Source organism: Saccharopolyspora sp. NPDC002686 (assembly GCF_040295745.1).
Taxonomy (GTDB): Bacteria; Actinomycetota; Actinomycetes; order Mycobacteriales; family Pseudonocardiaceae; genus Saccharopolyspora; species Saccharopolyspora oryzae.
Genome location: NZ_JBEOVY010000044.1, coordinates 1 through 22,564, shown reverse-complemented (window position 1 = coordinate 22,564; position 22,564 = coordinate 1). Strand labels below are relative to the sequence as shown.

Annotated in this window: 20 protein-coding genes; 11 read left to right on the top strand and 9 right to left on the bottom strand. The window is 71.4% G+C overall.

All coding sequences use genetic code 11. The annotated features are described in order from the left end of the window. Positions 1–2: 2 nt before the first annotated feature. The 3 genes from ABTZ89_RS08700 to ABTZ89_RS08690 are packed head-to-tail and all read left to right on the top strand — an operon-like array spanning position 3 to position 3,188. Complete coding sequence (locus ABTZ89_RS08700) at positions 3–650, top strand: PaaI family thioesterase (protein ID WP_351041927.1); 648 nt, start codon at positions 3–5, stop codon at positions 648–650. Between the two features lie 33 nt (positions 651–683). After that, positions 684–2,216, top strand: a complete 1,533-nt coding sequence (locus tag ABTZ89_RS08695) for an acyl-CoA synthetase (RefSeq protein ID WP_351041924.1) — start codon at positions 684–686, stop codon at positions 2,214–2,216. A gap of 15 nt (positions 2,217–2,231) precedes the next feature. Next, the gene (locus ABTZ89_RS08690) at positions 2,232–3,188 is read left to right on the top strand and encodes an LLM class F420-dependent oxidoreductase (protein WP_270952500.1); all 957 of its coding nucleotides are present in this window, start codon (positions 2,232–2,234) and stop codon (positions 3,186–3,188) included. A 24-nt stretch (positions 3,189–3,212) separates the two neighbouring features. Here the strand turns inward: ABTZ89_RS08690 and ABTZ89_RS08685 are convergent, their stop codons facing one another. Continuing rightward, positions 3,213–3,905: a histidine phosphatase family protein gene (locus tag ABTZ89_RS08685; RefSeq protein WP_351041920.1), complete on the bottom strand. Its 693-nt coding sequence runs from the start codon at positions 3,903–3,905 to the stop codon at positions 3,213–3,215. Positions 3,906–4,008: 103 nt separating this feature from the next. Here ABTZ89_RS08685 and ABTZ89_RS08680 point away from each other — a divergent pair, with 103 nt between their 5' ends. Both ABTZ89_RS08680 and ABTZ89_RS08675 read left to right on the top strand, forming a co-directional pair. After that, complete coding sequence (locus ABTZ89_RS08680; protein WP_351041918.1) at positions 4,009–4,803, top strand: enoyl-CoA hydratase/isomerase family protein; 795 nt, start codon at positions 4,009–4,011, stop codon at positions 4,801–4,803. Next, entirely contained in the window at positions 4,800–5,687 is an 888-nt protein-coding gene (locus ABTZ89_RS08675) for a crotonase/enoyl-CoA hydratase family protein (protein ID WP_351041915.1), read from the top strand. The genes ABTZ89_RS08680 and ABTZ89_RS08675 overlap by 4 nt, the downstream gene beginning before the upstream one ends. A gap of 38 nt (positions 5,688–5,725) precedes the next feature. On the opposite strand, the gene ABTZ89_RS08670 is transcribed toward ABTZ89_RS08675, so the two are convergent. Then, complete coding sequence (locus tag ABTZ89_RS08670; protein WP_351041912.1) at positions 5,726–6,547, bottom strand: crotonase/enoyl-CoA hydratase family protein; 822 nt, start codon at positions 6,545–6,547, stop codon at positions 5,726–5,728. 165 nt (positions 6,548–6,712) lie between these two features. Here ABTZ89_RS08670 and ABTZ89_RS08665 point away from each other — a divergent pair, with 165 nt between their 5' ends. The 4 genes from ABTZ89_RS08665 to ABTZ89_RS08650 are packed head-to-tail and all read left to right on the top strand — an operon-like array spanning position 6,713 to position 12,112. After that, a complete protein-coding gene (locus tag ABTZ89_RS08665) occupies positions 6,713–7,642 on the top strand; it encodes an SMP-30/gluconolactonase/LRE family protein (protein ID WP_270952495.1) in 930 nt (309 codons plus the stop codon). Continuing rightward, positions 7,642–9,300 carry a class I adenylate-forming enzyme family protein gene (locus ABTZ89_RS08660; protein WP_351041909.1) on the top strand — a complete coding sequence of 553 codons (1,659 nt, stop codon included), beginning with the start codon at positions 7,642–7,644 and terminating at the stop codon, positions 9,298–9,300. The genes ABTZ89_RS08665 and ABTZ89_RS08660 overlap by 1 nt, the downstream gene beginning before the upstream one ends. Position 9,301: 1 nt before the next feature. Next, complete coding sequence (locus ABTZ89_RS08655; protein WP_351041906.1) at positions 9,302–10,330, top strand: phosphotransferase family protein; 1,029 nt, start codon at positions 9,302–9,304, stop codon at positions 10,328–10,330. Between the two features lie 27 nt (positions 10,331–10,357). Then, positions 10,358–12,112, top strand: coding sequence for an acyclic terpene utilization AtuA family protein (locus tag ABTZ89_RS08650; RefSeq protein WP_351041903.1), 1,755 nt, complete (start codon positions 10,358–10,360; stop codon positions 12,110–12,112). Here the strand turns inward: ABTZ89_RS08650 and ABTZ89_RS08645 are convergent. From ABTZ89_RS08645 to ABTZ89_RS08615, 7 genes are all read right to left on the bottom strand, one after another. Continuing rightward, complete coding sequence (locus ABTZ89_RS08645; protein ID WP_351041901.1) at positions 12,109–13,386, bottom strand: MFS transporter; 1,278 nt, start codon at positions 13,384–13,386, stop codon at positions 12,109–12,111. The genes ABTZ89_RS08650 and ABTZ89_RS08645 overlap by 4 nt on opposite strands. A gap of 59 nt (positions 13,387–13,445) precedes the next feature. Continuing rightward, positions 13,446–14,063: a TetR/AcrR family transcriptional regulator gene (locus ABTZ89_RS08640; RefSeq protein ID WP_351041899.1), complete on the bottom strand. Its 618-nt coding sequence runs from the start codon at positions 14,061–14,063 to the stop codon at positions 13,446–13,448. A gap of 51 nt (positions 14,064–14,114) precedes the next feature. Next, the gene (locus ABTZ89_RS08635; protein WP_351041896.1) at positions 14,115–15,041 is read right to left on the bottom strand and encodes an acyl-CoA dehydrogenase family protein; all 927 of its coding nucleotides are present in this window, start codon (positions 15,039–15,041) and stop codon (positions 14,115–14,117) included. Further along, the gene (locus tag ABTZ89_RS08630; protein ID WP_351041893.1) at positions 15,038–16,126 is read right to left on the bottom strand and encodes an acyl-CoA dehydrogenase family protein; all 1,089 of its coding nucleotides are present in this window, start codon (positions 16,124–16,126) and stop codon (positions 15,038–15,040) included. The genes ABTZ89_RS08635 and ABTZ89_RS08630 overlap by 4 nt, the downstream gene beginning before the upstream one ends. Further along, positions 16,123–18,192, bottom strand: a complete 2,070-nt coding sequence (locus tag ABTZ89_RS08625; protein ID WP_351041890.1) for an acetate--CoA ligase family protein — start codon at positions 18,190–18,192, stop codon at positions 16,123–16,125. The genes ABTZ89_RS08630 and ABTZ89_RS08625 overlap by 4 nt, the downstream gene beginning before the upstream one ends. Next, positions 18,189–18,971 (bottom strand): enoyl-CoA hydratase/isomerase family protein, encoded by a 783-nt coding sequence (locus ABTZ89_RS08620; protein ID WP_351041887.1) that lies wholly within the window; start codon positions 18,969–18,971, stop codon positions 18,189–18,191. The genes ABTZ89_RS08625 and ABTZ89_RS08620 overlap by 4 nt, the downstream gene beginning before the upstream one ends. Positions 18,972–19,179: 208 nt before the next feature. Further along, positions 19,180–19,833 carry a GntR family transcriptional regulator gene (locus tag ABTZ89_RS08615; protein WP_270952485.1) on the bottom strand — a complete coding sequence of 218 codons (654 nt, stop codon included), beginning with the start codon at positions 19,831–19,833 and terminating at the stop codon, positions 19,180–19,182. Between the two features lie 185 nt (positions 19,834–20,018). On the opposite strand from ABTZ89_RS08615, the gene ABTZ89_RS08610 reads away from it, so the two are divergent. Continuing rightward, entirely contained in the window at positions 20,019–21,287 is a 1,269-nt protein-coding gene (locus ABTZ89_RS08610; RefSeq protein ID WP_351041884.1) for an alpha/beta fold hydrolase, read from the top strand. A 49-nt stretch (positions 21,288–21,336) separates the two neighbouring features. Beyond that, positions 21,337–22,564, top strand: a 1,228-nt coding sequence (locus ABTZ89_RS08605) for a sensor domain-containing diguanylate cyclase (protein ID WP_351041881.1), incomplete at its 3' end; no start/stop codon positions are given.

Below are 22,564 nucleotides of genomic sequence, written 5' to 3'. Positions count from 1 at the left end.
CGGTGACCGCTGAAGACGACCAGGCGCAGCGCCGTCGGGCCGTGCGGGAGCTCGGTGCCGCGCTGCGCGAGCTGACCGACGCCGCGGTGTCCACCGAGGTCGACACCGAGACCCTGACCGAACTCGCCGAACAGGTCCGCGCATTGGTCCCACCGCTGGCCGCGGCCCGCCGCGAACGCGGTGAACCGGCCACTGTGGACGGTGGTCAGCGCGCGCGCCGGATGTACAACCCGGCATCCGGCCCGGGGAATCCGATCGCACCGCCGATGCGGGTGGAGATCGTCGACGGCGCGGCGATCGGCCGCTGCACGCTCGGGCTGACCTACGAGGGACCGCCCAGCTACGGGCACGGCGGCATCAGCGCCCTGCTGGTGGACCAGATCCTCGGCCACGCGCACTCGACCCGCGGCAAGCACGGCATGACGGTCAAGCTCGAACTGCGCTACCGGCGTCCGGTCCCACTGCAGACGCCGCTGCGCATCGTCGGCCGGCTGGAGAACGTCGACGGGCGGTGGACCGAGTCGATCGCCACGATCAGCACCGAGGACGACCCCGACACCGTGCTGGTGGAGGCCAAGGGCGTTTTCGTGGTGCCCAGCGCCGAGCAGTCCAAGCGGCTGTTCGGGGAGTTGGAGCGCCTCTCGAGGTGATCAGCGGGTGCCGATGGTTCAAGGAGGAGCCGCATGTACCCAGGAGTCCACGCCGCTACCCACCCCGACCGGCCCGCGCTGATCATGGCCGGATCCGGTCGGCGCCTGACCTACCGCGAACTCGACGAGCGGTCGCTGCGGCTGGCCAACCAGCTGCGCGCGGCGGGGCTGGGCAAGGGCGATGTCGTCGCGCTGCTCAGCGACAACTCCCCGGAGGCCTTCGAGGTCTACTGGGCCGCGCTGCGCTCCGGACTGTACGTCTGCGCGGTCAACAGCCACCTGCAACCCGAAGAAGTCGCCTACATCGTCAACGATTCGGGTGCCAGCGCGCTGCTGGTGTCCGCCGGGCTGGCCGAGCTGGCGGAGGCGGTCGCCGAGCAGGTGACCGTCGGGCTGCGGCTGGCTTTCGGTGGTGCGGTGCCGGGTTTCGACGATTACGAGGAAGCGCTGGCCGCAGCCTCGACCGAAGTTCCCGCTTCGCAGCCGTGCGGCGCGGACCTGCTGTACTCCTCGGGAACCACCGGGCGCCCCAAGGGGATCAAGCCCAACTTGCCCGATCGCCAGGTGCACGAACCCGGCAACGTGCTGGTCGACCTGCTGAGCGCGTTCTACGGGTTCACCGAGGACACCGTCTACTTGTCCCCGGCGCCGGTCTACCACGCGGCACCGCTGCGCTACAGCGCCTCGGTGCACGCGATCGGCGGAACCGTGGTGATGATGGAGCGCTTCGACCCGGAGGGCGCGCTGCGGGCGATCGAGGAGTACGGCATCACGCACAGCCAGTGGGTTCCGACGATGTTCGTCCGGATGCTCAAGCTGGACGAGCAGATCCGGCAGCGCTACGACCTGAGCAGCCACCGGATGGCGGTGCACGCCGCCGCGCCTTGCCCGGTCGAGGTCAAGCGGGCGATGATCGAGTGGTGGGGCCCGATCCTGCAGGAGTACTACGCGGCGACCGAGGGCATCGGCATGACGCTGATCGATTCCGCCCAGTGGCTGGACAAACCCGGTTCGGTCGGCCGCTCGGTGCTCGGCGAGGTGCACATCTGCGACGAGGGCGGCCGCGAGCTGCCCAGCGGTGAGGTCGGCACCGTCTACTTCGGACGGGACGAGGTGCCCTTCGAGTACCTGGGGGACCCGGACAAGACCCGGTCGGTCAAGCACCCCGAGCACGGGAACTGGGCCACCGTCGGCGATCTGGGCTACGTCGACGACGACGGCTTCCTGTTCCTCACCGACCGCAAGGCCTTCATGATCATCTCCGGCGGGGTGAACATCTACCCGCAGGAGGTCGAGAACGTGCTGGTGCTGCACCCGGCCATCCTCGACGTCGCGGTGTTCGGGGTGCCGGACGCCGAGATGGGCGAGGCGGTCAAAGCCGTCGTGCAACCGGCACCCGGCGCGGAACCGGGACCGGACCTGGAGCGGGAGATCCTCGACTACGCCAGGCAGCGCGTCGCGCACTACAAGGTGCCGCGCAGCGTCGACTTCGCGAGCGAGCTGCCGCGCACCCCCACCGGAAAGCTCGTCAAGGGAAAGCTCAAGGCGCGCTACGCGCCTTCGTGATCGGGAGGACTGTTCGTGCAACGACGTTGGGGCATCACGGTGCCGTTCCAGGGCATTCCGCTGGCCGAGCAGCGCGAGCTCATCGCCGAACTGCCGGACCTGGGCTACACGGACGTGTGGTCGTCGGAGTCCAACGGCGCCGACGCGTTCACCCCGCTCGCGCTGGCCAGCGCTTGGGCCCCGAAGCTGCGGCTGGGCACCGCGATCGTCCCGGTCTACACCCGCGGTCCGGCGACGCTGGCGATGAGCGCCGCCTCGCTGGCCGCGGCCGCCCCGGGCCGGTTCGCGCTGGGCATCGGCACCTCGTCCAACGTGATCGTGGAGCGCTGGAACGACATCCCGTTCGAGGAGCCGTACAAGCGCGTGCGCGACACGCTGCGGTTCTTGCGCAAGGCGCTGAGCGGGGAGAAGGTCACCGAGACCTACGACACCTTCCAGGTCAAGGGCTTCACCGCCGGTCTGGTCGCCGAGCCGGCGCCGCCGCTGCTGGTCGCGGCGCTGCGGCCGGGGATGCTGCGGCTGGCGGGCCGGGAAGGCGACGGCGCGATCATCAACTGGCTCTCGCCCGACGACGTGCGCGCGGTGGTCCCGCACGTGCACGAGGGCGGCGAGGGCAAGGAGGTCGTGGCCCGCATCTTCGCGATGCCCGACGCCGACGCCGACACCGCTCGCGGTATCGCGCGGCGGCAGATCGCGGCGTACATGAACGTGCCGGTGTACCGGGCTTTCCACGAGTGGCTGGGCCGCGAGGAGCTCTCGCCGATGTGGCAGGCGTGGGACGCCGGTGACCGCAAGGCGGCGCTGGAGGCGATCCCGGACAGCGTGGTCGACGACCTGGTGGTGCACGGCCCGGCCGAGCACTGCCGGGAACGGATCCAGCAGTACGTGGACAACGGGGTCACCACCCCGGCGATCGCGGTCCTGCCGCAGGGGAACCCGGCGGACGCGGTCCGCGCGCTGGGCCTGAAGTAGCGAGGGGGAGACCCCCACGACGGGTCAGCTCAGCGCGGCGGCCTGTGCGGAGAGATCGGAGTCGAGGTGCGCGGAGTCGTTGAAGCTGCGGACGATCCACCGGTCCGCGGTCACCACGATCCGGGAGATCGAGCCGTTGTCGGCGCCCAGGAAGGCCAGCGGGCGGGATCCGGTGGCCAGCGCCAGGACCTGCCCGATCACGCCGCCGTGGGTGAACACCGCGATCCGCTGGTCCGGGTGCGCCGCGGCCAGCCGCTCGATCGCGCCGCGGACGCGGGCGCTCAGCGCCGCCCCGGATTCCGCGCCGGGGATGACGTCCCAGCGCTGCTCGGCGTGCATCCGCTGGATGACCGGGTCGTTCTCGGCGGTCTTCTGCCGGAACAGCCCGCCTTCCCACTCGCCGAGGTGCACCTCCCGCAGGTCCGGTTCGACCTGCGGGGTCAGGCCGGTGCGCGCGGCCAGCGGTGCGGCGGTCTGGACGGTGCGGATCAGCGTGGTCACGTAGATCGCGTCCAGGCCCGCGTCGGCCAGCCGCTGCGCGACGCGCTCGGCGTGCTCCCGGCCCTGCGGCGCCAGTTCCGGGTCGCCCTGCCCGTCGACCAGCGGGAACGGCCGGTCCGGGCGGGCCGGGGCCGATTCGCCGTGCCGGATCAGCAGGACGTCGGTGGCCCCGGTCGGGACCGCGAAACGGGACTGCCGGTACTCCACCTCGGACATGCTGGCTCGCTTCCCTGGGCAACTGGTCCGCCTGGACCCTTCCAGCAGGCCAAGAGGTTTTCAAGTCGCCGAGACCGGTCGACGGCCGGCACCGAGACGATGGGTGAGCACAGTGGACAGTGATGCGATCCGGGTGGCGCACGAAGGCCCCGTTCTGACGGTCACGATCAACCGGCCCAAGCGCAAGAACGCCCTGGACCTGGCGGCCTGGCGCGGCCTGCACGAGGCGATCGGGAAAGCCGCGGCCGACGACGACGTGCGGTGCTTGGTGATCACGGGAGCGGAAGGCGACTTCTGCGCGGGCGCGGACCTCAGCGGCGACCGCGGCCCGCAGCACCCGCTGAACCGGATGCACGGCATCAACGAGATCGCACTAGCGCTGCACGAGCTGCCGAAACCGTCGGTGGCGAAGGTGCGGGGCGTGGCGGTCGGCGCCGGGTGGAACCTGGCGCTGGGCTGCGACCTGGTGGTCTGCACCCCGGACGCCCGGTTCTCGCAGATCTTCGGCAAGCGGGGCCTGTCCCTGGACTTCGGCGGATCCTGGCTCCTGCAGCGGATCGTCGGCCTGCAGCAGGCCAAGCGACTGGCGCTGCTCGCCGAGATCATCGGTGCCGACGAGGCCCGCGAGCTCGGCATGGTCACCGCGGTGCGGGAGGACTCCGAGATCGACGAGTACGTCGCCGATCTGGCCGCCCGCCTCGCGCAGGGCCCGCCGATCGCGCTCGCGCAGAGCAAGCAGATGCTGAACACCGTCGGCAGCCAGAGCTTCCGGGAGGCCCTGGAGAGCGAAGCCCGGGCCCAGACCATCAACTTCGCGACCGCGGACAGCCAGGCCGCCAAGGAGGCGTTCATCAACAAGACCGAACCCGAGTTCACCGGCGATTGGGTGCTGCGATGAGCCGCGAGCAGATCACCTACGAGGTCTCCGAGAGCATTGCCACGATCACGTTGGACCGGCCGGACAAGCTCAACGCGTTCACCCACGTGATGCGCGACGAGCTGATCAGCGCGTTCGACGACGCCGACGCCGACGACGAGGTCCGCGCGGTGATCGTCACCGGCGCCGGACGCGGGTTCTGCGCCGGGGCGGACCTGAGCGCGGGCGCGGAGACGTTCAACGCCGGTGCCAACGACGAGCGGGCCGCGACGCGCTGGGCGGCGGGGCAGATCGACGGCGTGCCGCGCGACGGCGGCGGCACGGTGGCGTTGCGCATCGCCGAGTCGCGCAAGCCGGTGATCGCGGCGTTCAACGGTCCGGCGGTCGGGGTGGGCGTGACGATGATGCTGCCCGCGGACATCCGGCTGGCCGCCGAGTCGGCGAAGTTCGGGCTGGTCTTCGCCCGCCGGGGGATCGTCCCGGAAGCGGCCTCGTCGTGGTTCCTGCCGCGCGTGGTCGGCATCTCGCAGGCGATGGAGTGGGTCGCCACCGGCAGGGTTTTCGGCGCGCAGGAAGCACTTTCCGGACGCCTGGTGTCCCGGGTGGTCCCGGACGACGACCTGCTGCCGACGGCGCGCGCGATCGCCCGCGAGATCGCCGACAACACCTCCGGCGTCTCGGTGGCGGTGTCGCGCCAGCTGCTGTGGGGCATGCTCGGCGCCGACTCGCCGTGGGAGGCGCACCGCCTGGACTCCAAGGCGATCAACCACCTCGGCGCGGCGGCGGATTCGGCGGAAGGCGTCGAGGCGTTCCTGGCCAAGCGCCCGGCGCAGTTCCCCATGAAGGTCAGCGCCGACTACCCCGATTTCATCCCGCCCTGGCCACGACGTCCCGGCTCGCCCTGATCGAGCGGGGTTCGCCGGGACGCGATCGTGGAGGAGGGTCAGGTGGGATCGGTGAAGTGCGGAGTGCGCTCGTCGAGGTTGGCCTTGACCGCTTCGGTCTGGTTGGGGCTGCCGATGAGGGCCCGGATCGCTTCCTGCTCGGCCGCGAAGCCCTCGGCGAGGGTGGCGCGCCCGGCCATGTCGAGCAGGCGCTTGGAGTGGCGGATCGCGTCCGGGCTCTTGGCGGCGATCTCGCGGGCCAGCTCCAGCGCTGCGGTCAGCGGATCGGCCTCGACGCGGGTGGCCAGGCCGAGGTCGGCCGCTTCGGTACCGCTGACGACGCGGCCGGTGAAGGTCAGTTCCTTGGCCACGTCCCGGCCCACCAGTTCCGGGAGGACCTGGGTGCCGGTCATGTCCGGGGCCAGGCCCCACTTGATCTCCATCACCGACAGCCGCGCATCGCCGGCCACCAGGCGGATGTCGGCGCCCAGCGCGATCTGGAGGCCGCCGCCGAAGGCCACGCCGTGCACCGCGGCGATCACCGGGACCGGGATCGTCGCCCAGACGTGGGCCGCTTGCTGGCCGCGGGCTTCGGCCGGGCCGACCGGTTCGGTGGTCGCCGCGCGGCGTTCGAAGGACCGGCCGCCGTCGGCCATCTTCGCGAAGTTGCCGAAGTCCAGTCCCGCGCAGAAGGCCCGGCCCTCGCCGGAGAGGACCACGGCCCGCACCGCGGGGTCCTCGCGCAGTCGCAGACCGGTGGCCACGAGCGCGTCGAACATCGCCTGGTCCAGCGCGTTGAGCTTGTCCGGCCGGCTCATCCGCACGTCCGCCACGCCGTCGGTGGTGGTGCAGCTGACCCGCTGCTCGGCCGTTGTGGTCACGGAACCTCCAGAGTGCGGTGCGCCAAGGAGTTTCGAACGCTATGGCGGCTTCCCACGTGGCGTCAAGGACGTCCCTTGTGCTCGCCGCGCGATCGAGCCTAATGTCACCGATCAGGTTCTCGCAGCGCTCAACATCCACTGTGGACAAGCTGGAAGAGGAGCACCATGACCGAGATGCGGCAGATCGCCTCGGGACTGCAGTTCCCGGAAGGGCCGGTGGCGCTCCCCGACGGATCCGTGCTGCTGGTGGAGATCAAGCGCGGCACCCTGTCGAAGGTCGGTCCCGGCGGTGAGGTGTCGGTGGTAGCCGACTGCGGCGGTGGTCCGAACGGGGCCGCGATCGGCCCGGACGGTGCGGTGTACGTGTGCAACAACGGCGGTTTCGAGTGGCTGGACATCCGCGGCCGCGACGTCCCGGGGATGCAGCCGTACGACTACACCGGCGGCCGGATCCAGCGCGTCACGATGGACGGCACCGTCACCGACCTCTACGCCGAGGTCGGAGGTCGCGGGCTGCGTGGCCCCAACGACATCGTCTTCGACGCCGAAGGCGGCTTCTACTTCACCGACCTGGGCAAGCGGCGCCCCCGCGACACCGACCGCGGCGGGCTCTACTACGCGACCCCCGACGGCAGCCGCATCGAGGAGATCGCCTACCCGCTGACCGAGGCCAACGGCGTCGGGCTGTCCCCGGACGGCGAGCGGATCTACGTCGCGGAGACCTCCACCGGCCGCGTCTGGTACTGGGACGTCGAAGGCCCGGGGCGCTTGCGCCGCACCGGGAACGGACCCGCCGGCGCCGCGCTGCTGCACGGCTTCCCCGGCTACCAGCTGCTGGACTCGCTCGCGGTGGATTCCGAGGGCAACGTGTGCGTGGCGACGCTGATCACCGGTGGCATCAGCGTGCTCAGCCCGGACGGCGAGCTCAAGGACGTGCTCAAACCGCCCCGCCACGACGCGCACGTCACCAACATCTGCTTCGGCGGTCCGGACCTGCGCACCGCCTACATCACCTCGTCCGGCTGGGGAATCCTCTACGAGATGGAGTGGCACTGCCCCGGACTGGAGCTCAACCACGCGCCGAGGAGGGCTTGATGGCGGAGGACCTGCGGGAGCGGTTGCTGACCGAACTCATCGGGCCGGGCGGCGATTTCGAGATCGTCGAGCAGGACGTCGGCGGCATCCCGATGCGCGTCTACACCGGGGGACCGGCGACGCTGCGCGACGTGGTGCTGTTCAGCAGCGGCTACGGCGACCGGGAGTTCCTGGTCTACGAGGACTTCCGGTGCAGCTTCGCCGAGCACTTCCGGCTGGTGGCCGGGCTCGCCCGCTGCCTGCGCGAGGAGTACGGGCTGAGCAGCGGTGACCGGGTCGCCATCGCGATGCGCAACTTCCCGGAGTGGCCGGTGGTCTTCTTCGCGATCCAGGCCGCTGGGCTGGTCGCGGTCCCGCTCAACGCCTGGTGGACCGACGCCGAGCTGCGCTACGGGCTGACCGACTCCGGCGCGAAGCTGGTGTTCGCCGATGCCGAGCGGACGGCGCTGATCGATCGCGAGATCCCGACCGTGGAGGTCCGGGGCGGAACACCGGCGCCCGGCGTGCGCGCGTGGGCCGAGCTCGTGGCATCGCTGCCGGAGCGCGCCGAGCTGCCGGAAGTGGACATCAGCCCGGACGACGACGCGACGATCATGTACACCTCCGGCACCACAGGCCGTCCCAAGGGCGCGGTCGCCACGCACCGCAACCACTGCACGAACCTGCTCAACACGGTGGTGGCCCGCCGGGTGCACGCCGCACTGGCCAACGACGGGGTCTTCCCGCCGCTGGGCGATCCCGACGCGCCGCAACCAGGTGTGCTGCTGACGTTCCCGATGTTCCACATCGCCGGGCTCACCACGATGTACTTCGCCACGCTGTCCGGGGCGAAGCTGGCCACCACGTACCGCTGGGACCGGGAGGTCGCGGCCCGGCTGATCCTCGACGAAGGACTGACCACCGCGGCCGGGGTGCCGACCGTGATGCGCGATCTCGTCGAGCAGGGCGAAGCCGTGCGGAAGCTGGACGGCGTCAACATGGGCGGCGCGCCGGTCCCGCCGGACCTCGTGCACCGCATCGACGCCCTGGGCACGGGCGTCGCACCGGCCAACGGCTACGGCCTGACCGAGACGACTTCGGCGGTGGTGAGCAACGCGGGCAGCTACTACCTCGCCCGCGCGGACAGCGTAGGCCGGTGCGTTCCGGGCGCGGATCTGCGCGTCGTGGACCCGGCGACCAGTGACGAGGTGGCCGACGGCGAGATCGGTGAGCTCTGGTTCCGCGGGCCGAACATCGTGCGCGGCTACTGGAACAACCCGCAGGCCACCGCGGAATCGTTCGTCGACGGCTGGTTCCGCACCGGCGACCTCGGGTACGTCGAGGACGGCTGGGTGCACGTGGTCGACCGGCTCAAGGACGTGGTGATCCGGGGCGGCGAGAACGTCTACTGCGCGGAGGTCGAGGCGGCGCTGTTCGAGCACCCGGCAGTGCTCGACTGCGCGGTCATCGGGCTGCCGCACCCGAAGCTGGGGGAGGAGGTGGCGGCCGTGGTGAACCTGCGGACCCCGGTCGAGCCCGCGGAGCTGCAGGAGCACGTCGCAGCGCGGCTGGCGGCGTTCAAGGTCCCGGCCCACGTGGTGATCCGCCCCGACCCGCTGCCGCGCACCCCGACCGGCAAGGTCCTCAAGCGCCAGCTGCGCGACCACATCGGAGCCTGACGTGGAACTCCGCGGGATAGACCCGGATCCGACCGAGCGCTGGCTGCGCGAGAACGTGCCCGGGCTGCGCGCGCCGGTCGAGTTCTCGCTGATCTCCGGCGGCCGGTCCAACCTGACCTACCGGGTGACCGATGCGGACGGCGTGGTGCGAGCGCTGCGCCGGCCGCCCACCGGTGGAGTCCTCAGCACCGCCCACGACATGAGCCGGGAGTGGCGCTCCATCTCCGCCCTGCACGACACGGCCGTCCCGGTGCCGGAGCCGTTGGCCTACTGCGCCGACGCGGAGGTGACCGGTGCCGAGTTCTACGTGATGGGCTTCGTCGACGGCACCGTGCTGGCCGATGCGGCCGCGGTCGAGGCGTTCTCACCGCAGGCCCGCAGGAGGGCCGGGCTGGCGACCGTGGAGTGCATGGCGGCGCTGCACACCGTCGACCCGGACGCGGTCGGGCTGGGCGGCACCGCTCGCCGCGAGGGCTACGTGCTGCGGCAGCTCCACCGCTGGCAGCGGCAGGTGCACCAGTCGGGCGCCCCGGACTTGGCGCTGCTGGACGCGGTGCACGACGCCTTGGCGGCCAACGTGCCCGAGCAGGGCACCGGGATCGTGCACGGCGATTTCCGGCCCGGGAACCTGTCGTACGCGCCGGACGGCGAGGTGCTGGCCGTCTTCGACTGGGAGCTGGCCACCCTGGGCGATCCGCTGGCCGACCTCGGCTGGCTGGTGGCGTCGTGGGCGCAGCCCGACGACGACGCACCGGCGGTCACCCCGGGCCCCACCGCCGAGCCCGGATTCCCCGGCCGGACCGAACTGGTCGACCGCTACGCGGCGCTGACCGGTCGCGACGTGTCGGACCTGCCGTACTACGTGGCGTTCCAGCGCTGGCGGTCGTGCTGCATCACGGCCGGGGTGCGGGCCCGTTACCTGGCCGGGGTGATGGGCGACGACGGATACGACGCCGAAGACCGGGCGAAGGACGAACTGCGGCAGGCCCGATCGGCCTGGCAGGCGGTGCAGGACCTCGGTCTGGTGTGAACAGCGACTCGACGTGGAGGCGAGAAGATGACGCGGGCGATCCGGATCGGTGGTTTCTCCGGCTACCTGGGCGATCGGCGCAGCGCCTTGGACGAGGCGATGGCCGGTGACCCGTGCGACGTGCTGATCGGCGACTACCTCGCCGAGTTCACCCTCGCGATGCTGGCGGCCCGGCACCGCAGCGACCCGTCGAAGGGCTACGTCGAGTACTTCCTCGACCAGCTCCGCCCGCACCTCGCGGAGCTGGCCGAACGCGGCACCAAGGTGGTGGTCAACGCCGGCGGGTTCAACCCGGCCGGGCTGGCCGGGGCGGTGCGCGCGATGATCGCCGAGAGCGGTGCGGCGCTGCGGGTCGCGCACGTCGAAGGCGACAACATCCTGTCCACAGTGGATGATCTGCAGGCCGCCGGGCACGCGATGCCGAGCCTGGACAGCGGAGCGCCGCTGGCGGACTGGGGCCACCGGCCCATCGCCGCCAACGCCTACCTCGGCGGGTGGGGCATCGCCGCCGCGCTGCGCGAAGGGGCGGACGTCGTGGTGTGCGGCCGGGTCACCGACGCGTCGCTGACTGCGGGCCCGGCGGCGTGGTGGCACGGCTGGCGCACCGACGACTGGGACGAGCTGGCCTCCGCGGTGGTGGCCGGGCACGTCATCGAATGCGGTCCGCACGCGGTCGGCGGGAACTTCTCCGGGTTCACCCAGGTGCCGGGGATGGTCGCGCCGGGCTTCCCGGTCGCCGAGATCGCCGCCGACGGCACCACCGTGATCACCAAGCACGCCCGCGACGGCGGGGCGGTCACCACCGACACCGTGACCGCCCAGCTGGTCTACGAGATCCAGGGCCCGCACTACCTCAACCCGGACGTGACCGCGCACCTGGACACCGTGCGGCTGCGGCAGCTCGCACCGGACCGGGTGGAGATCTCCGGGACCACCGGCTCCCCACCGCCCCCGACCACCAAGGTCGCGGTGTTCGCCCCGATCGGCCACCAGATCGTCATCAGCGTCTACGCCACCGGCCTGGACATCGGGGAGAAGGTCGAGCTGATCCGCGCCCAGGCCGAAGCGCTGCTGGCCGGGGTGGACGCCGAACTCGACGTGAGCGCGCTCGGCACCGCTGCCGAGGACCCCGAACGCCAGTGGGACGCCACCGTCCAGGTCCGCATCATGGCCACCGCCGCCGACCGGGAACCCCTGGCACGGCTGGCCGAGGGGATCGGCGAGCTGTTCCTGTCCAGCATCCCCGGCTTCTACACCGACAACGCGGCCCGCCAGTCCAGCTCGCCGAAACCGCGCATCGACTACTGGCCGTCGTTGCTGGCGATCGACGCGGTCCCGCACGAGGCGGTGCTCGACGACGGCACCCGGATCCCGATCGCCCCACCACCGGCCACCGAACAGCCGAGCCAACCGCAGCACCCGGAGCCAGGACCGGTGGCACCGGGCGAAACCCGCCGCGTCCCGCTCGGCCGCCTCGCGCACGCGCGCAGCGGCGACAAGGGCGGCAACAGCAACGTCGGCCTGTGGGTGGCAGACCCGGAGGCCTGGCCGTGGCTGCGCGACCTGCTCAGCACCGAGGAGCTGCGGCGGCTGATGCCGGAGGCCAAGGACCTCGACGTCGTCCGGCACGAGTTCCCGCACCTGCGGGCGGTGCACTTCGTCCTGCGCGGACTGCTGGGCACCGGCGGTTCGAGCAACCTGCGCGTCGACCCGATCGGCAAAGCGGTCGGCGAGTTCCTCCGCGCCCGCCACGTCGACGTCCCGGTGGAACTGCTGGACTAGTCGAGCGGGTGCGCGATCTCGTCGGCGGGCAACCGGCCCAGCACGACGGCCACCACCGCGGCGATCAGCGGGACGATCCCGGCCACGACGAACGTCGCCTGCGTGCCGATCGCTTCGGAGACCGGTCCGGCGACGGCCATCGACAGCGGCAGGAACGCGATGGACACGAAGAAGTCCAGGCTGGTGATCCGGCCGAGCAGCTGCGGCGGCACCCGGCGCTGCAGCAGCGTGCCCCACAGCACCATCGGGCTGGAGAACAGCGCACCGACGAAGAAGGCCGCCGCGGTGACCACCCAGATCTCCTTGGCGGCGGCAACCGCCAACAGCGGCAGGCCCGCCACACCCCACAACCCCAGCAAGGTGGTCAGGTAGCGGCGGGGCATCCGCAGCGAGCCCATCACCAGCGATCCGACCGCACCACCGATTCCCCACGTAGCCAGCACCAGCGCGTGCTCCCCGGCACCACCGCCGAGGCGGTCCTTGATGAGGAACGGCAGCACGACCTGCAACGGCCCCATCATCACCATCACCATGAGCGAGGCGAAGGCCAGCGAAGCGACCAACCACCGCGTCGCCAGCATGTACCGGAAACCCTCGGCGATGTCGGCGAAGACACCGCGAGCCGGCCCCTCGACACTGCGCACCGGCGTGCGCGGCACGGTCCAGAACGTGCACCAGGCCGCGAACGCCAGCACCGCGCCCACCGCCATCGCCGCGCCCGGCGCGAAAGCCGTGATGATGAGGCTGCCGAGCGCGGGACCGGCGGCCTGCTGGATGCTCGGGCGCACCATGCCCTCGAACCCGTTGGCCGCCATGAGCTCGTCCTCGGCCAGCAACGAGGGCAGCCAGGCGGAGTAGGCGGGGAAGTAGAACGCCACCGCGGTTCCACCGAGGAAACCGATCGCGACCAGGTGCCACAGCTGCATCTGATCGGTCAACGACAGCACGGCCGCGGTGGTGAGCAGCACGAAGTGCACGCCCTGCACGACGAGCAGGATCGTCTTCTGCGCCACCCGGTCCGCGACCGCGCCGCCGAGCAGCATGGGCAGCAGCGCGCCCAGCGACGCCGCGGCGGCGACGAACGAGAGCTGGCTGGCGCCGCCACCGATCCGCACGACCTCCCAGACCTGCCCGACGGTCCACAAACCGGTGGTGAACAGCGTGAAGCACAATGCGGCGGAGAGCCTGCGGTAGGCGCTGCGCCGGAACGGCAGGAGCACGCGGGGAACCCGGCGCACGGGGCTTGCGGGTTCCGTCCCGAGGTCTTCGATCACGCCACGAACGCTAGGACTTCCACAGCACTGGAGGTCAACGAGCAGGCGAAATCCCGGTGTCAGGCACCGACGATGCGCAGGGCGATGGCGACGTAGCGGTCGGCGAGCTCGGCCGGGTCGGTGTCGCCTTCCGGGTCGTACCACTGGGGGATCGCGTTGCACGCGGCCTGGATCGCGCGGCGCGCTTCGGCGGGGTGCTCGCAGCGGAACCGCCCGCACCGCGCGCCGTCGTCGATGATGTCCTGGAACAGCCGCGTCGCGGATTCCCGCAGCTCGGCGAGCCGTTGCGCGTGCACCGGATCCAGGTTGCGGGCGTCCCGAGCGGCGATGGTGCTCTCCACCCGCCGCCGCACCCGGTAGTCCACGGTGGCGCGCACGAGCGCGCGCAACCGCTCGGCCGGATCGTCACCGCAGGCGTGCAGCGCCGCGTCGCAGGTGCGGACGTAGTCGTTGACGCTGTCCTCCATCAGCCCGGCGAACAGCTCCTGCTTGCTGGAGTGCCAGTAGTACAGCGCGGAGAGGCTCAACCCGGCGCGCTTGGCGATGTCCCGGATGGACGCGCCGTGGTAGCCGCGCTCGGCGAAGATCTCCCGCGCCGCGACGGAGAGCGCATCGCCGCCCTGACCGCGCGGGATCGCTGGGCCGGTGTGGGACGAGGATTCCGGTGCCGTCGTCACGGAAACCAGGATACGGCTTGAACCGGGCCGCAACCCCCCGAATTCCACCGCTCAGGCGGTGAACCGGTCCCAGAGCTCCGCTTCGCCCGAGGCGAGCGCGGTTCGTCCCAGGCGTGTCGACCAGTCCCGCTCGGTGCCGCATTCGTCCCGCCACGCCCACAACTTGCGGGTGACGTGGTGCAGCGGGTGTTCCCGCGTCACGCCCATCGCGCCGTGCAGCTGGTGCGCCGTCCGAGCGATGCTGGTGGCCGTCCGCGCCGCGGTGATCTTCGCCGCCGCTGTCGCGACCAGTGCTCGCTCGGAGTTCTGCGCGCGCACAGCGCGGGACACGGCGGCTTCGGTGGCGACGAGGTGAACGCGCATCTCCGCCAGCGAATTGGCCACGGCCTTGAGCGCGACTAGCGGACGACCGAACTGCTCGCGCCTGGTGACGTGCTCGCGCGTGTGCTCGTACGCCCCGCGTGCCGCGCCGAGCAGCGCAGCGGAGTTGAGCAGCGCCAAGCGTGCGAGCACGTCTTCGTGCGAAGGCGCGTCCGGCAGGGGAGTCGTGGCTCCGGACGCTCGCAGCGCATCACGAGGTTCACCTGCCAGGTTCTCGCCGTGCTCGACTTCGCCGCGCTCGACGAGGAAAGCGGGCTCCCGCTCCGGACGCACCACGACGTGGCTGGCGTAGCGCGCCCACGGCACGGCGGCGGCATCGGTGGTGGTGACGACCAGGGGAGCGGTTTCCAGCTCTGCGCCGAGGATCCAGCGCGAAACCGACACCTCGACCAGCGGCACGCCCACCCCGTGCGCGGCCGTCGCGGCCACGAGCTCGGTCAGGTCCTGCAGGGTTCCGCCGACGCCGCCGCGCGACTCGTCCACGCCGACCTGCGGCCAGCCCAGTTCCACCATCGTCGACCACACCGGGTGCAGCCCGGTCGCCTGCGGATCGGCTCCGGACAGCACGTCGGCGGCGACTTCAGCGATCAAGCTCAACGTCGTGCCTCCTGCTTGGCGAGGATGGACAGCAGCACCTCGGAGGAACCGCCGCGGATGCTGAACCCCGGGGACGCGAGGATCGCCTCGCCCAGCACGCTCTCAGGCGCGACGATCCCGGATCCGCTTGCCCGCCGCGCGCATTCCAGCACGTCCCGCTCGAACGCGGTGCCGAGGTACTTCAACGTGGCGGCGGCCTGGACAGGTGCTTCACCGGCGTCCAGCGATTCCGCGACCTGCGCGCACAACGCGCGCAGCGAGGCCAACCGCGCGACCAGCTCACCGACTTCCGCCGCCAGGCCCTCGTCCGCGGTGTCCAGCAGCTCGGCCAGCACCGGGTAGGTGGACAGCACCCTCTCAGGTCCGCCGCGCTCGTAGGAGAGCTGCTCGGTGACCTGCTGCCAGCCGTTGCCGACCGCACCGATCACCCGGTGCTCCGGGACGAAGACGCCCTCGAAGACCACCTCGTTGAAGTGGTGCGACCCGGCCATGTCCACGATCGGCGACACCGACACCCCGGGGGCGTTCATGTCCAGCACGAACTCGGTCAGCCCCGCGTGCTTGACCTCGGACTTCTCGCTGCGCGCCAACAGGTAGGCGTGCGTGGCCCGGTGCGCGTGGCTGGTCCAGATCTTGCGGCCGTCGATCCGCCAGCCGCCCGGTACGCGGGTCGCGGTGGTGCGCACCGCCGCGAGGTCCGAGCCGGCGTCCGGTTCGCTCATGCCCAGGCAGAACACGAAGTCCCCGGCGACGATGCCCGGCAGGATCTCCTGCTGCAGCTCGGCGGTTCCGTGGCGCAGGATCGACGGTCCGATCTGCCGGTCGCCGATCCAGTGCGCGGCCACCGGGGCGCCCGCGCGCAGGAGTTCTTCGGTGAGCACCAGGCGCGCCAGGTTGGACCGCTCGCCGCCGCCGACCGAGCGCGGCCAGGTCATGCCCAGCCAGCCGCGTCCGGCCAGTTCCCGGCTGAAGTCCAGGTCGAACGACCGCAACCAGGCGTCCGGCCGCGGCCGGTACCGGCCCGCCTCCCGCCACTCGCGGCACAGCTCCCGCACCTCCCGGCGCAGTTCGGCCAACGGATTCACGGTGCCTCCTTCCGCACGACCAGATCGGCGGCCACCGCGCCGGTCTGGTGGACCACGAGCGGGTTGATCTCGAGTTCGCCCAGCTCGTCGCCGAGTTCGGCGGCGGCTTGGGAGATCGATGCGATCGCCGCGGCAGCCGCGTCGACATCGCAGCGCGGGCGACCGCGGAACCCGTCCAGCAGCGGCCATCCGCGCAGCTCCCGCAGGAGCGCGACGGCACGTTCGGCGTCGACGGGTCCGAGCGCGGACACGACGTCGGGGTTCAGCTCGGCGGTGGTCCCGCCCATCCCGACCGTCAGCACCGGCGGGTAGCCGTGCTCGCTGCCCTGCACGCCGACCAGCAGCTCCACGCCGCGCGGAACCACTTCCTGGACCAGCACACCGTCGATGCGCGCGTCGGGAGCATTCGCTGCGACCGTGTCGAGCATGTCCTGGGCCGCGCTGCCCGCGCGTTCGGAGGGGACGCCGACGAGAACGCCGCCGACGTCGCTTTTGTGCGCCAGATCAGGGGATTGGACCTTCAGCACGACCTCGTCGCCGAACTCCCGCGCGGCCCGGGCAGCATCGGCGGGCTCGACCACGCGCCCACGCGGCCTGTCGACCTGCAGCGCGTCGAGCAGCTGCGCGCCTTCGGCCTCGGTGAGCTCGGGGCGGTCGAGGAAACGTGCCAGACCACGGGGAACTGCCCGTTCCGCCCGGCGATGTTCCCGCGGCACCAAGTGCGCGATGAGGCGCAGCGCGGCCGTGGTCGTGCCCAGCACGGAGATCCCGTTGCGCCGCAACACCGAACCGGCTTCGGCGATCTGCTCGTGCGAGTAGAGCCAGGCCACCGCGAACGGTTTGGTGCTGCGCTTGGCGGCCCGCAGGATCGACTCGGCGACCTCCAACGCCGCCTCGCCGCCGATGGTGGTCAGCACCACCAGCACGGCGTCCACCTCGTCGGATGCGGCGACCGCATCGCACACCGCGCCGAACTGCCCGGCGTCGTCGATGACCTGGGCGGTGACGTCCACCGGGTTGACCGCGCTGCCGAACGCCGGGATGAGCGGCGCCAGCACGTCCCGGGTGGCCGGGTCCAGCTCGGGCAGCACCAAACCGGCGGGTTCGGCCTGGTCGGCGGCCAATCCGCCGGCACCGCCGGAACTGGTGATCACGCCGATCCGGCGGCCCCTCGGCCGGGGTTCGGCGGTCAGCGCCACCGCGGTGTCCAGCAGTTCGTCCAGGTCGTCCACCTGGATCGCACCGGATTCGCTGGTCAGCAGGTCGAACGCGGTGCCGGCGCGGACCAGCGCGCCGGTGTGCGAGGCGACGGCCCGCTCACCCGCGGCGGAACGCCCGGAACGCAGGACGACGACGGGCTTGCCGAGCGCAGCGGCGTGCGCGGTGAGCCGCTGCCACCGGGCTCCGTCGGGCAGTTCCTCCAGGTAGCACGCGAGCACGCGGACGTTCGGATCGGCGACCAGCAGCTCGGCCGCGTCGGTCGCGGTGATGTCGGCCTGGTTGCCGACGCTGATCCAGGCGGTGAGCCCGATCCCGCGATCCCCGGCCATGCCCAGGAAGCTGCCGCCCAGCGCCCCGCTCTGCCCGACGTAGGCGATCCCGGAATCAGGTGCCTGCTCCCCGTCCGCGGCAGCGGTGAACGTGGCTGCCAAACCGGTCGGCCGGTAGAGCAAGCCCTGGCAGTTCGGCCCGATGACCCGCAAGCCGTACCGCCGGGCCACCTCGACCAGCTGCTCCTGCAACGCGCGTCCGTCCGCGCCCACCTCGGCGAACCCCGATGACAGCACGACCGCGCAGGACGCCCCAGCCCGTCCGGCCTCCTCGACCACCGCGAGCACCCGCGCCGCCGGGACCATCACGAGCACCAGGTCGACCGGACCGGGAAGCTCCAGCAGCGACGGGTAGCAGGGCAGACCGTGCACCTGCTGGTAGTTCGGGTTCACCGGGTAGACCGGACCGTCGAAATCGCGCAGGTAGCGGGTCAACCGGCCGGCCATCGCCGAACGCTCGGAAGCCCCGACGACCGCCACCGCCCGCGGGTGCAGCAACCCGTCCACGGCGCTCACCGACCGTGGAACTTCGGGCTGCGCTTCTCCTTGAACGCGCGCATCGCCTCCGCCGAGTCCTCAGTGGACTGGACGACGGCCATGTGCGACGAGATCAGGTCGAGGGAGGTCCGCAGGTCGGTGCGCGCGGACTGGTAGACGGTCCGCTTGATGGCCCGGATGGCCACGGGCGGACCGTCCGCGAGACGACGTGCGAAGGCGTAGGTCTGCTCCATCAGCTCGTCGTCGGGGTAGCTGCGGCTGGCGATGCCGAGCTCCACCGAGGTGGTGGCGTCGATGAAATCCCCGGTCCACAGCAGTTCCAGCGCCTTGGCGGTGCCGACCAGCCGCGGCAGGAAGTAGCAACCGCCGTCGCCGGGAACCAGGCCGATGCGGACGTACCCCTCGGACATCCGCGCGGATTCGCCGACGAACCGGATGTCGCACATCAGCGCCATGTCCATGCCCGCACCCACGGCGACGCCGTTGACCGCGGCGATGACCGGCTTGTCGAAGTCCTCCAACGCCAGCGCGACCTGGTGGATCCGCTCGGTCAGGATCGTCTTGTGGTCCAGCACGGCCTTCTCGCCTGCGGTGAAGTCGTCCAGGTCGACACCCGAGCAGAACGCGTCACCAGCACCGGTGAGCACCAGCACCCGCACCTCGGGGTCGAACCGAGCGGACCGGATCGCCGCCGCCCACTGGTCGATCATCTCCATGGTGAAGGCGTTCTTCCGCCCCGGCCGGTTGAGCAGGATCGTCCCGATCCCATCCTTGACCTGGTACTCGAGGTCCGCCATGTCCATCCCTCCGCGCTCGCCGAATGGCGCCGAGTCTGGCACGCCGAACACCCGCGGTCCATACAAAATTGAATGCAATCTGCGCGGGACGGCGAAATCGGCGGCCGGTGTCGGGCCGCTGGCTCGCCGTCGTCCTGGTCAGCGGCGACGATCCCGGCGAGGTCCGGGTGTTCCCCTGCGGACTGCCTGAACATCCATAGTGGACTGGCTAGCCCGGGAGCTGGAGGCCGGAGCCCAGGGTCGGGGCGAGCTGGGCCGGGGTGGCGTCGCGGTGGGAATCCATGATCGCGATGGCCTTCTCGGTGTGGCCGCGGCGCAGGGCGTTGATCAGCTGGCGGTGCTCGCGGACGATCCGGCGCCGCGCCGCCTCGTCGTAGAGGTACACCGAGCGGTACGCCTCGGTCATCTTCCAGATCCGCTCGATCTCGTCGACGACCAGCCGCAGCCCCGAAGCCCGGAAGATCACGAAGTGGAAGTCGTGGTTGAGCTCGGTCATCCGCAGGACGTCGACCTCGTCGGCCGCCTGCGCGATCTGGTCGTTGAGCTCGCCGAGCTCGACGATCTGCGCCGCGCTCAACCGCGGCAGCTCGCGGAGCACGACCGCCTCCAGCGCCCCGCGCATCAGGTAGGCCTGCCGCAGTTCCTCCGACGACAAGCGGGTCACGGTATAGCCGACGTTCGGCTGGTGGCGGACCACGCCTTCGGCCTCGAGCGCCTTCAGCGCCTCGCGCACAGGGACCCGGCTGACCCCCAGGCGTTCGGCCAGAGCCTCCTGCCGCAGCGGCTGCCCGGGCAACAACTCCTGGCTGCGCATCATCTGCCGGATCTGCTCGACGGCGCGACCCACCGAAGTCCCCGCCATGGCTCCCCACTCTGCTCGACCGGTGACGGAGAGGGTAGCCCACCGCGGCGCCCCGCTCCCGTGAGCGGCGACGGTGGTCCTTGCGACCATCTACGCTCACGACTCGCTGCGACCTGGTTGGCTGAGCGGCGATGGTCGTCCGCACCACCACCGCCGCTCACGACGTCCACTTTGGAGGAATTGGCATGTCCGTCGGCTACCGCCGTCCGGGTTTGGTCGCCCGGGACCACGTGTTCCGGGTTCCGCTGCGCCACGACGACCCCGGCGCCGGGGAGATCGAGGTGTTCGGGAGGGAGGTCGTCGCGCCCGCCAAGCAGGACCAGCAGCTGCCGTGGCTGGTCTACCTCCAGGGCGGACCGGGCGGCAAGGCGGACCGGCCGCTGAGCACCAGCGCGTGGCTGGGGCGCGCGCTGCAGGACTACCGGGTGCTGCTGCTCGACCAGCGCGGGACCGGGCGCAGCACTCCGGCGAACCGGCAGAGCCTGGCCGGGCTGGCCCCGGCAGAGCAGGCCGAACACCTCAGCCTGCTGCGCGCCGACTCGATCGTCCGCGACGCCGAAGCCGTCCGCGCCCAGCTGATCGGCGACGAGCCGTGGTCGGTGCTGGGGCAGAGCTTCGGCGGGTTCTGCGCGCTGACCTACCTGTCGCTCGCGCCGCAGGGCCTGCGGCAGGTGCTGATCACCGGCGGCATCCCGACCCTGACCGGCGACGCCGACGACGTCTACCGCGCGGCCTACCCGCGCACGCTGCGCAAGAACGACGCCTACTTCGCGCGCTACCCGCAGGACGCCGACATCGCGCGGCGGATCGTCGAGCACCTCGCCGAGCACGAGGTGATCATGCCGACGGGGGAGCGGCTGACCCCGGAGCGCTTCCAGGCCCTGGGCATCCAGTTCGGCCAGGCCTCGCAGTTCGACGCGCTGCACTACCAGCTGGAAGAGGCGTTCATCGGCGGCGCGCTCTCCGACACGTTCCTGCGCGGCGTGGACGCGGCGGTCTCCTTCGCCGCTCGGCCGCTCTACGCGGTGCTGCACGAGTCCATCTACTGCCAGGGCACCGCGTCGCGGTGGTCGGCGCACCGGGTGCGCGAGGAGTTCCCCGAGTTCGACTGGACCACCGCCGGCCGGGTCAACTTCACCGGCGAGATGATCTACCCCTGGCTGTTCGAGCAGGACCCGTCGCTGGTGCCGCTGCGCGGGGCAGCCGACCTGCTCGCCGCCAAGAGCGACTGGCCCGCGCTCTACGACCTCGACCAGCTGGCCCGCAACGACGTCCCGGTGGCCGCGGCGGTCTACCACGACGACATGTTCGTCGACCGCGACCACGCGCTGGCCTCCGCCGAGCAGGTGCGAGGCGCCCGGGTGTGGGTGACCAACGAGTACGAGCACGACGGCGTGAAGGCTTCACCGGCGGTGCTGGACCGCCTCCTGGCCATGAACCGGGGCGACGCCTGACCGACCGCTCGCTGCACGGGGCAGGTCCTCCGGCTATGGTTCGGTTCTCATGTCCGCATCCGAGCCGAACGGCGCTGCTGGCCTGCCCTGGCAGCGCGTCTTCGACCAAGCTGCCGCGGCGATGGCCATCCTCGACTTGCAGGGCCGCTACCTGCACGTCAACGCCGCACTCTGCCGATTGCTGGGCTACCAGCCCGAGGAGCTCGAGGGGCTGGACTACCGCGAGGTCACCCACCCGGAAGACATCGACCGCGAGGGGCCGGTGGAGTCCGAGAAGATCCTCGAGAAGCGCTACATCCGCTCCGACGGGAGCCTGATCTGGGCGCTGGTGTCCCGCACCTTCATCCGCGACGCCCGCGGCAACCCGATCTGCTTCCTCTCCCAGATCCAGGACATCACCCAGCGCCGGGAGGCCGAGCTGCTGTGGCAGCGCAGCTTCGCCAACGCCCCGATCGGGATGGCGCTGCTGGACCTCAAGGGCGCCTGGACGGCGGTCAACGACACGCTCTGCTCGATGCTCGGCTACTCGCGCGAGGAGATCCTGTCGATGTCGTTCGCCGACATCACCTACGAGGACGACGAGCAGCAGGGCAACGCCGCGCTCGAGGACCTGGCCTCCGGCCTGATCGACTCGGTGAACCTGGAGAAGCGCTACCGGCACAAGGACGGCCGCCCGATCTGGATGCTGATCCGGGCGACCACGGTGCCCGGCGCCGACGGATCGCCGGCGTTCGTGGTCAGCCAGTACGAGGACATCGGCGAGCAGCGGATGGTGGACGCCCGCCTGGCCCACCTGGCGCTGCACGACCCGCTGACCGGGCTGGCCAACCGGGCCCTGCTCGCCGACCGCCTGGACCACGGGCTCCAGCAGCTCGCGCGCGGCAACGGGGTGCTGGCGGTGGTGCTGGCCGACCTCGACCAGCTCAAACCGGCCAACGACCGCTACGGTCACGCGGTCGGCGACCAGCTGCTGATCGCCGCCGCCCGCGAGATCCAGCTGGCGGTGCGCGCAGGCGACACCGTCGCGCGCATCGGCGGCGACGAGTTCGTGGTGGTCAGCCTGCTGCCGGACGAGGCCGCCGCGGAGGCCCTGCGCGACCGCGTGGCGGCGCACATGAACACCGACATCGTGGTGCACGCGATGCCCATCACCCTGCGCGCCAGCGTCGGCTACGCGGTGACCTCGGACCCGTCGATCGCCGACCAGGGCCTGGGCATGGACGAGGAGACCCGCGGCCGGGCCAACGCGATGATGTCCGCGCCGCCGGAGTTCGACC

What these genes read in the sequence shown, in the direction of transcription:
- ABTZ89_RS08665 (WP_270952495.1), top strand. Translation starts at nt 6,713, where the DNA reads ATGACCGAGATGCGGCAGATCGCCTCGGGACTGCAGTTCCCGGAAGGG.
- ABTZ89_RS08675 (WP_351041915.1), top strand. Translation starts at nt 4,800, where the DNA reads ATGAGCCGCGAGCAGATCACCTACGAGGTCTCCGAGAGCATTGCCACG.
- ABTZ89_RS08610 (WP_351041884.1), top strand. Translation starts at nt 20,019, where the DNA reads ATGTCCGTCGGCTACCGCCGTCCGGGTTTGGTCGCCCGGGACCACGTG.
- ABTZ89_RS08620 (WP_351041887.1), bottom strand. Translation starts at nt 18,971, where the DNA reads ATGGCGGACCTCGAGTACCAGGTCAAGGATGGGATCGGGACGATCCTG.
- ABTZ89_RS08685 (WP_351041920.1), bottom strand. Translation starts at nt 3,905, where the DNA reads ATGTCCGAGGTGGAGTACCGGCAGTCCCGTTTCGCGGTCCCGACCGGG.
- ABTZ89_RS08615 (WP_270952485.1), bottom strand. Translation starts at nt 19,833, where the DNA reads ATGGCGGGGACTTCGGTGGGTCGCGCCGTCGAGCAGATCCGGCAGATG.
- ABTZ89_RS08695 (WP_351041924.1), top strand. Translation starts at nt 684, where the DNA reads ATGTACCCAGGAGTCCACGCCGCTACCCACCCCGACCGGCCCGCGCTG.
- ABTZ89_RS08650 (WP_351041903.1), top strand. Translation starts at nt 10,358, where the DNA reads ATGACGCGGGCGATCCGGATCGGTGGTTTCTCCGGCTACCTGGGCGAT.
- ABTZ89_RS08660 (WP_351041909.1), top strand. Translation starts at nt 7,642, where the DNA reads ATGGCGGAGGACCTGCGGGAGCGGTTGCTGACCGAACTCATCGGGCCG.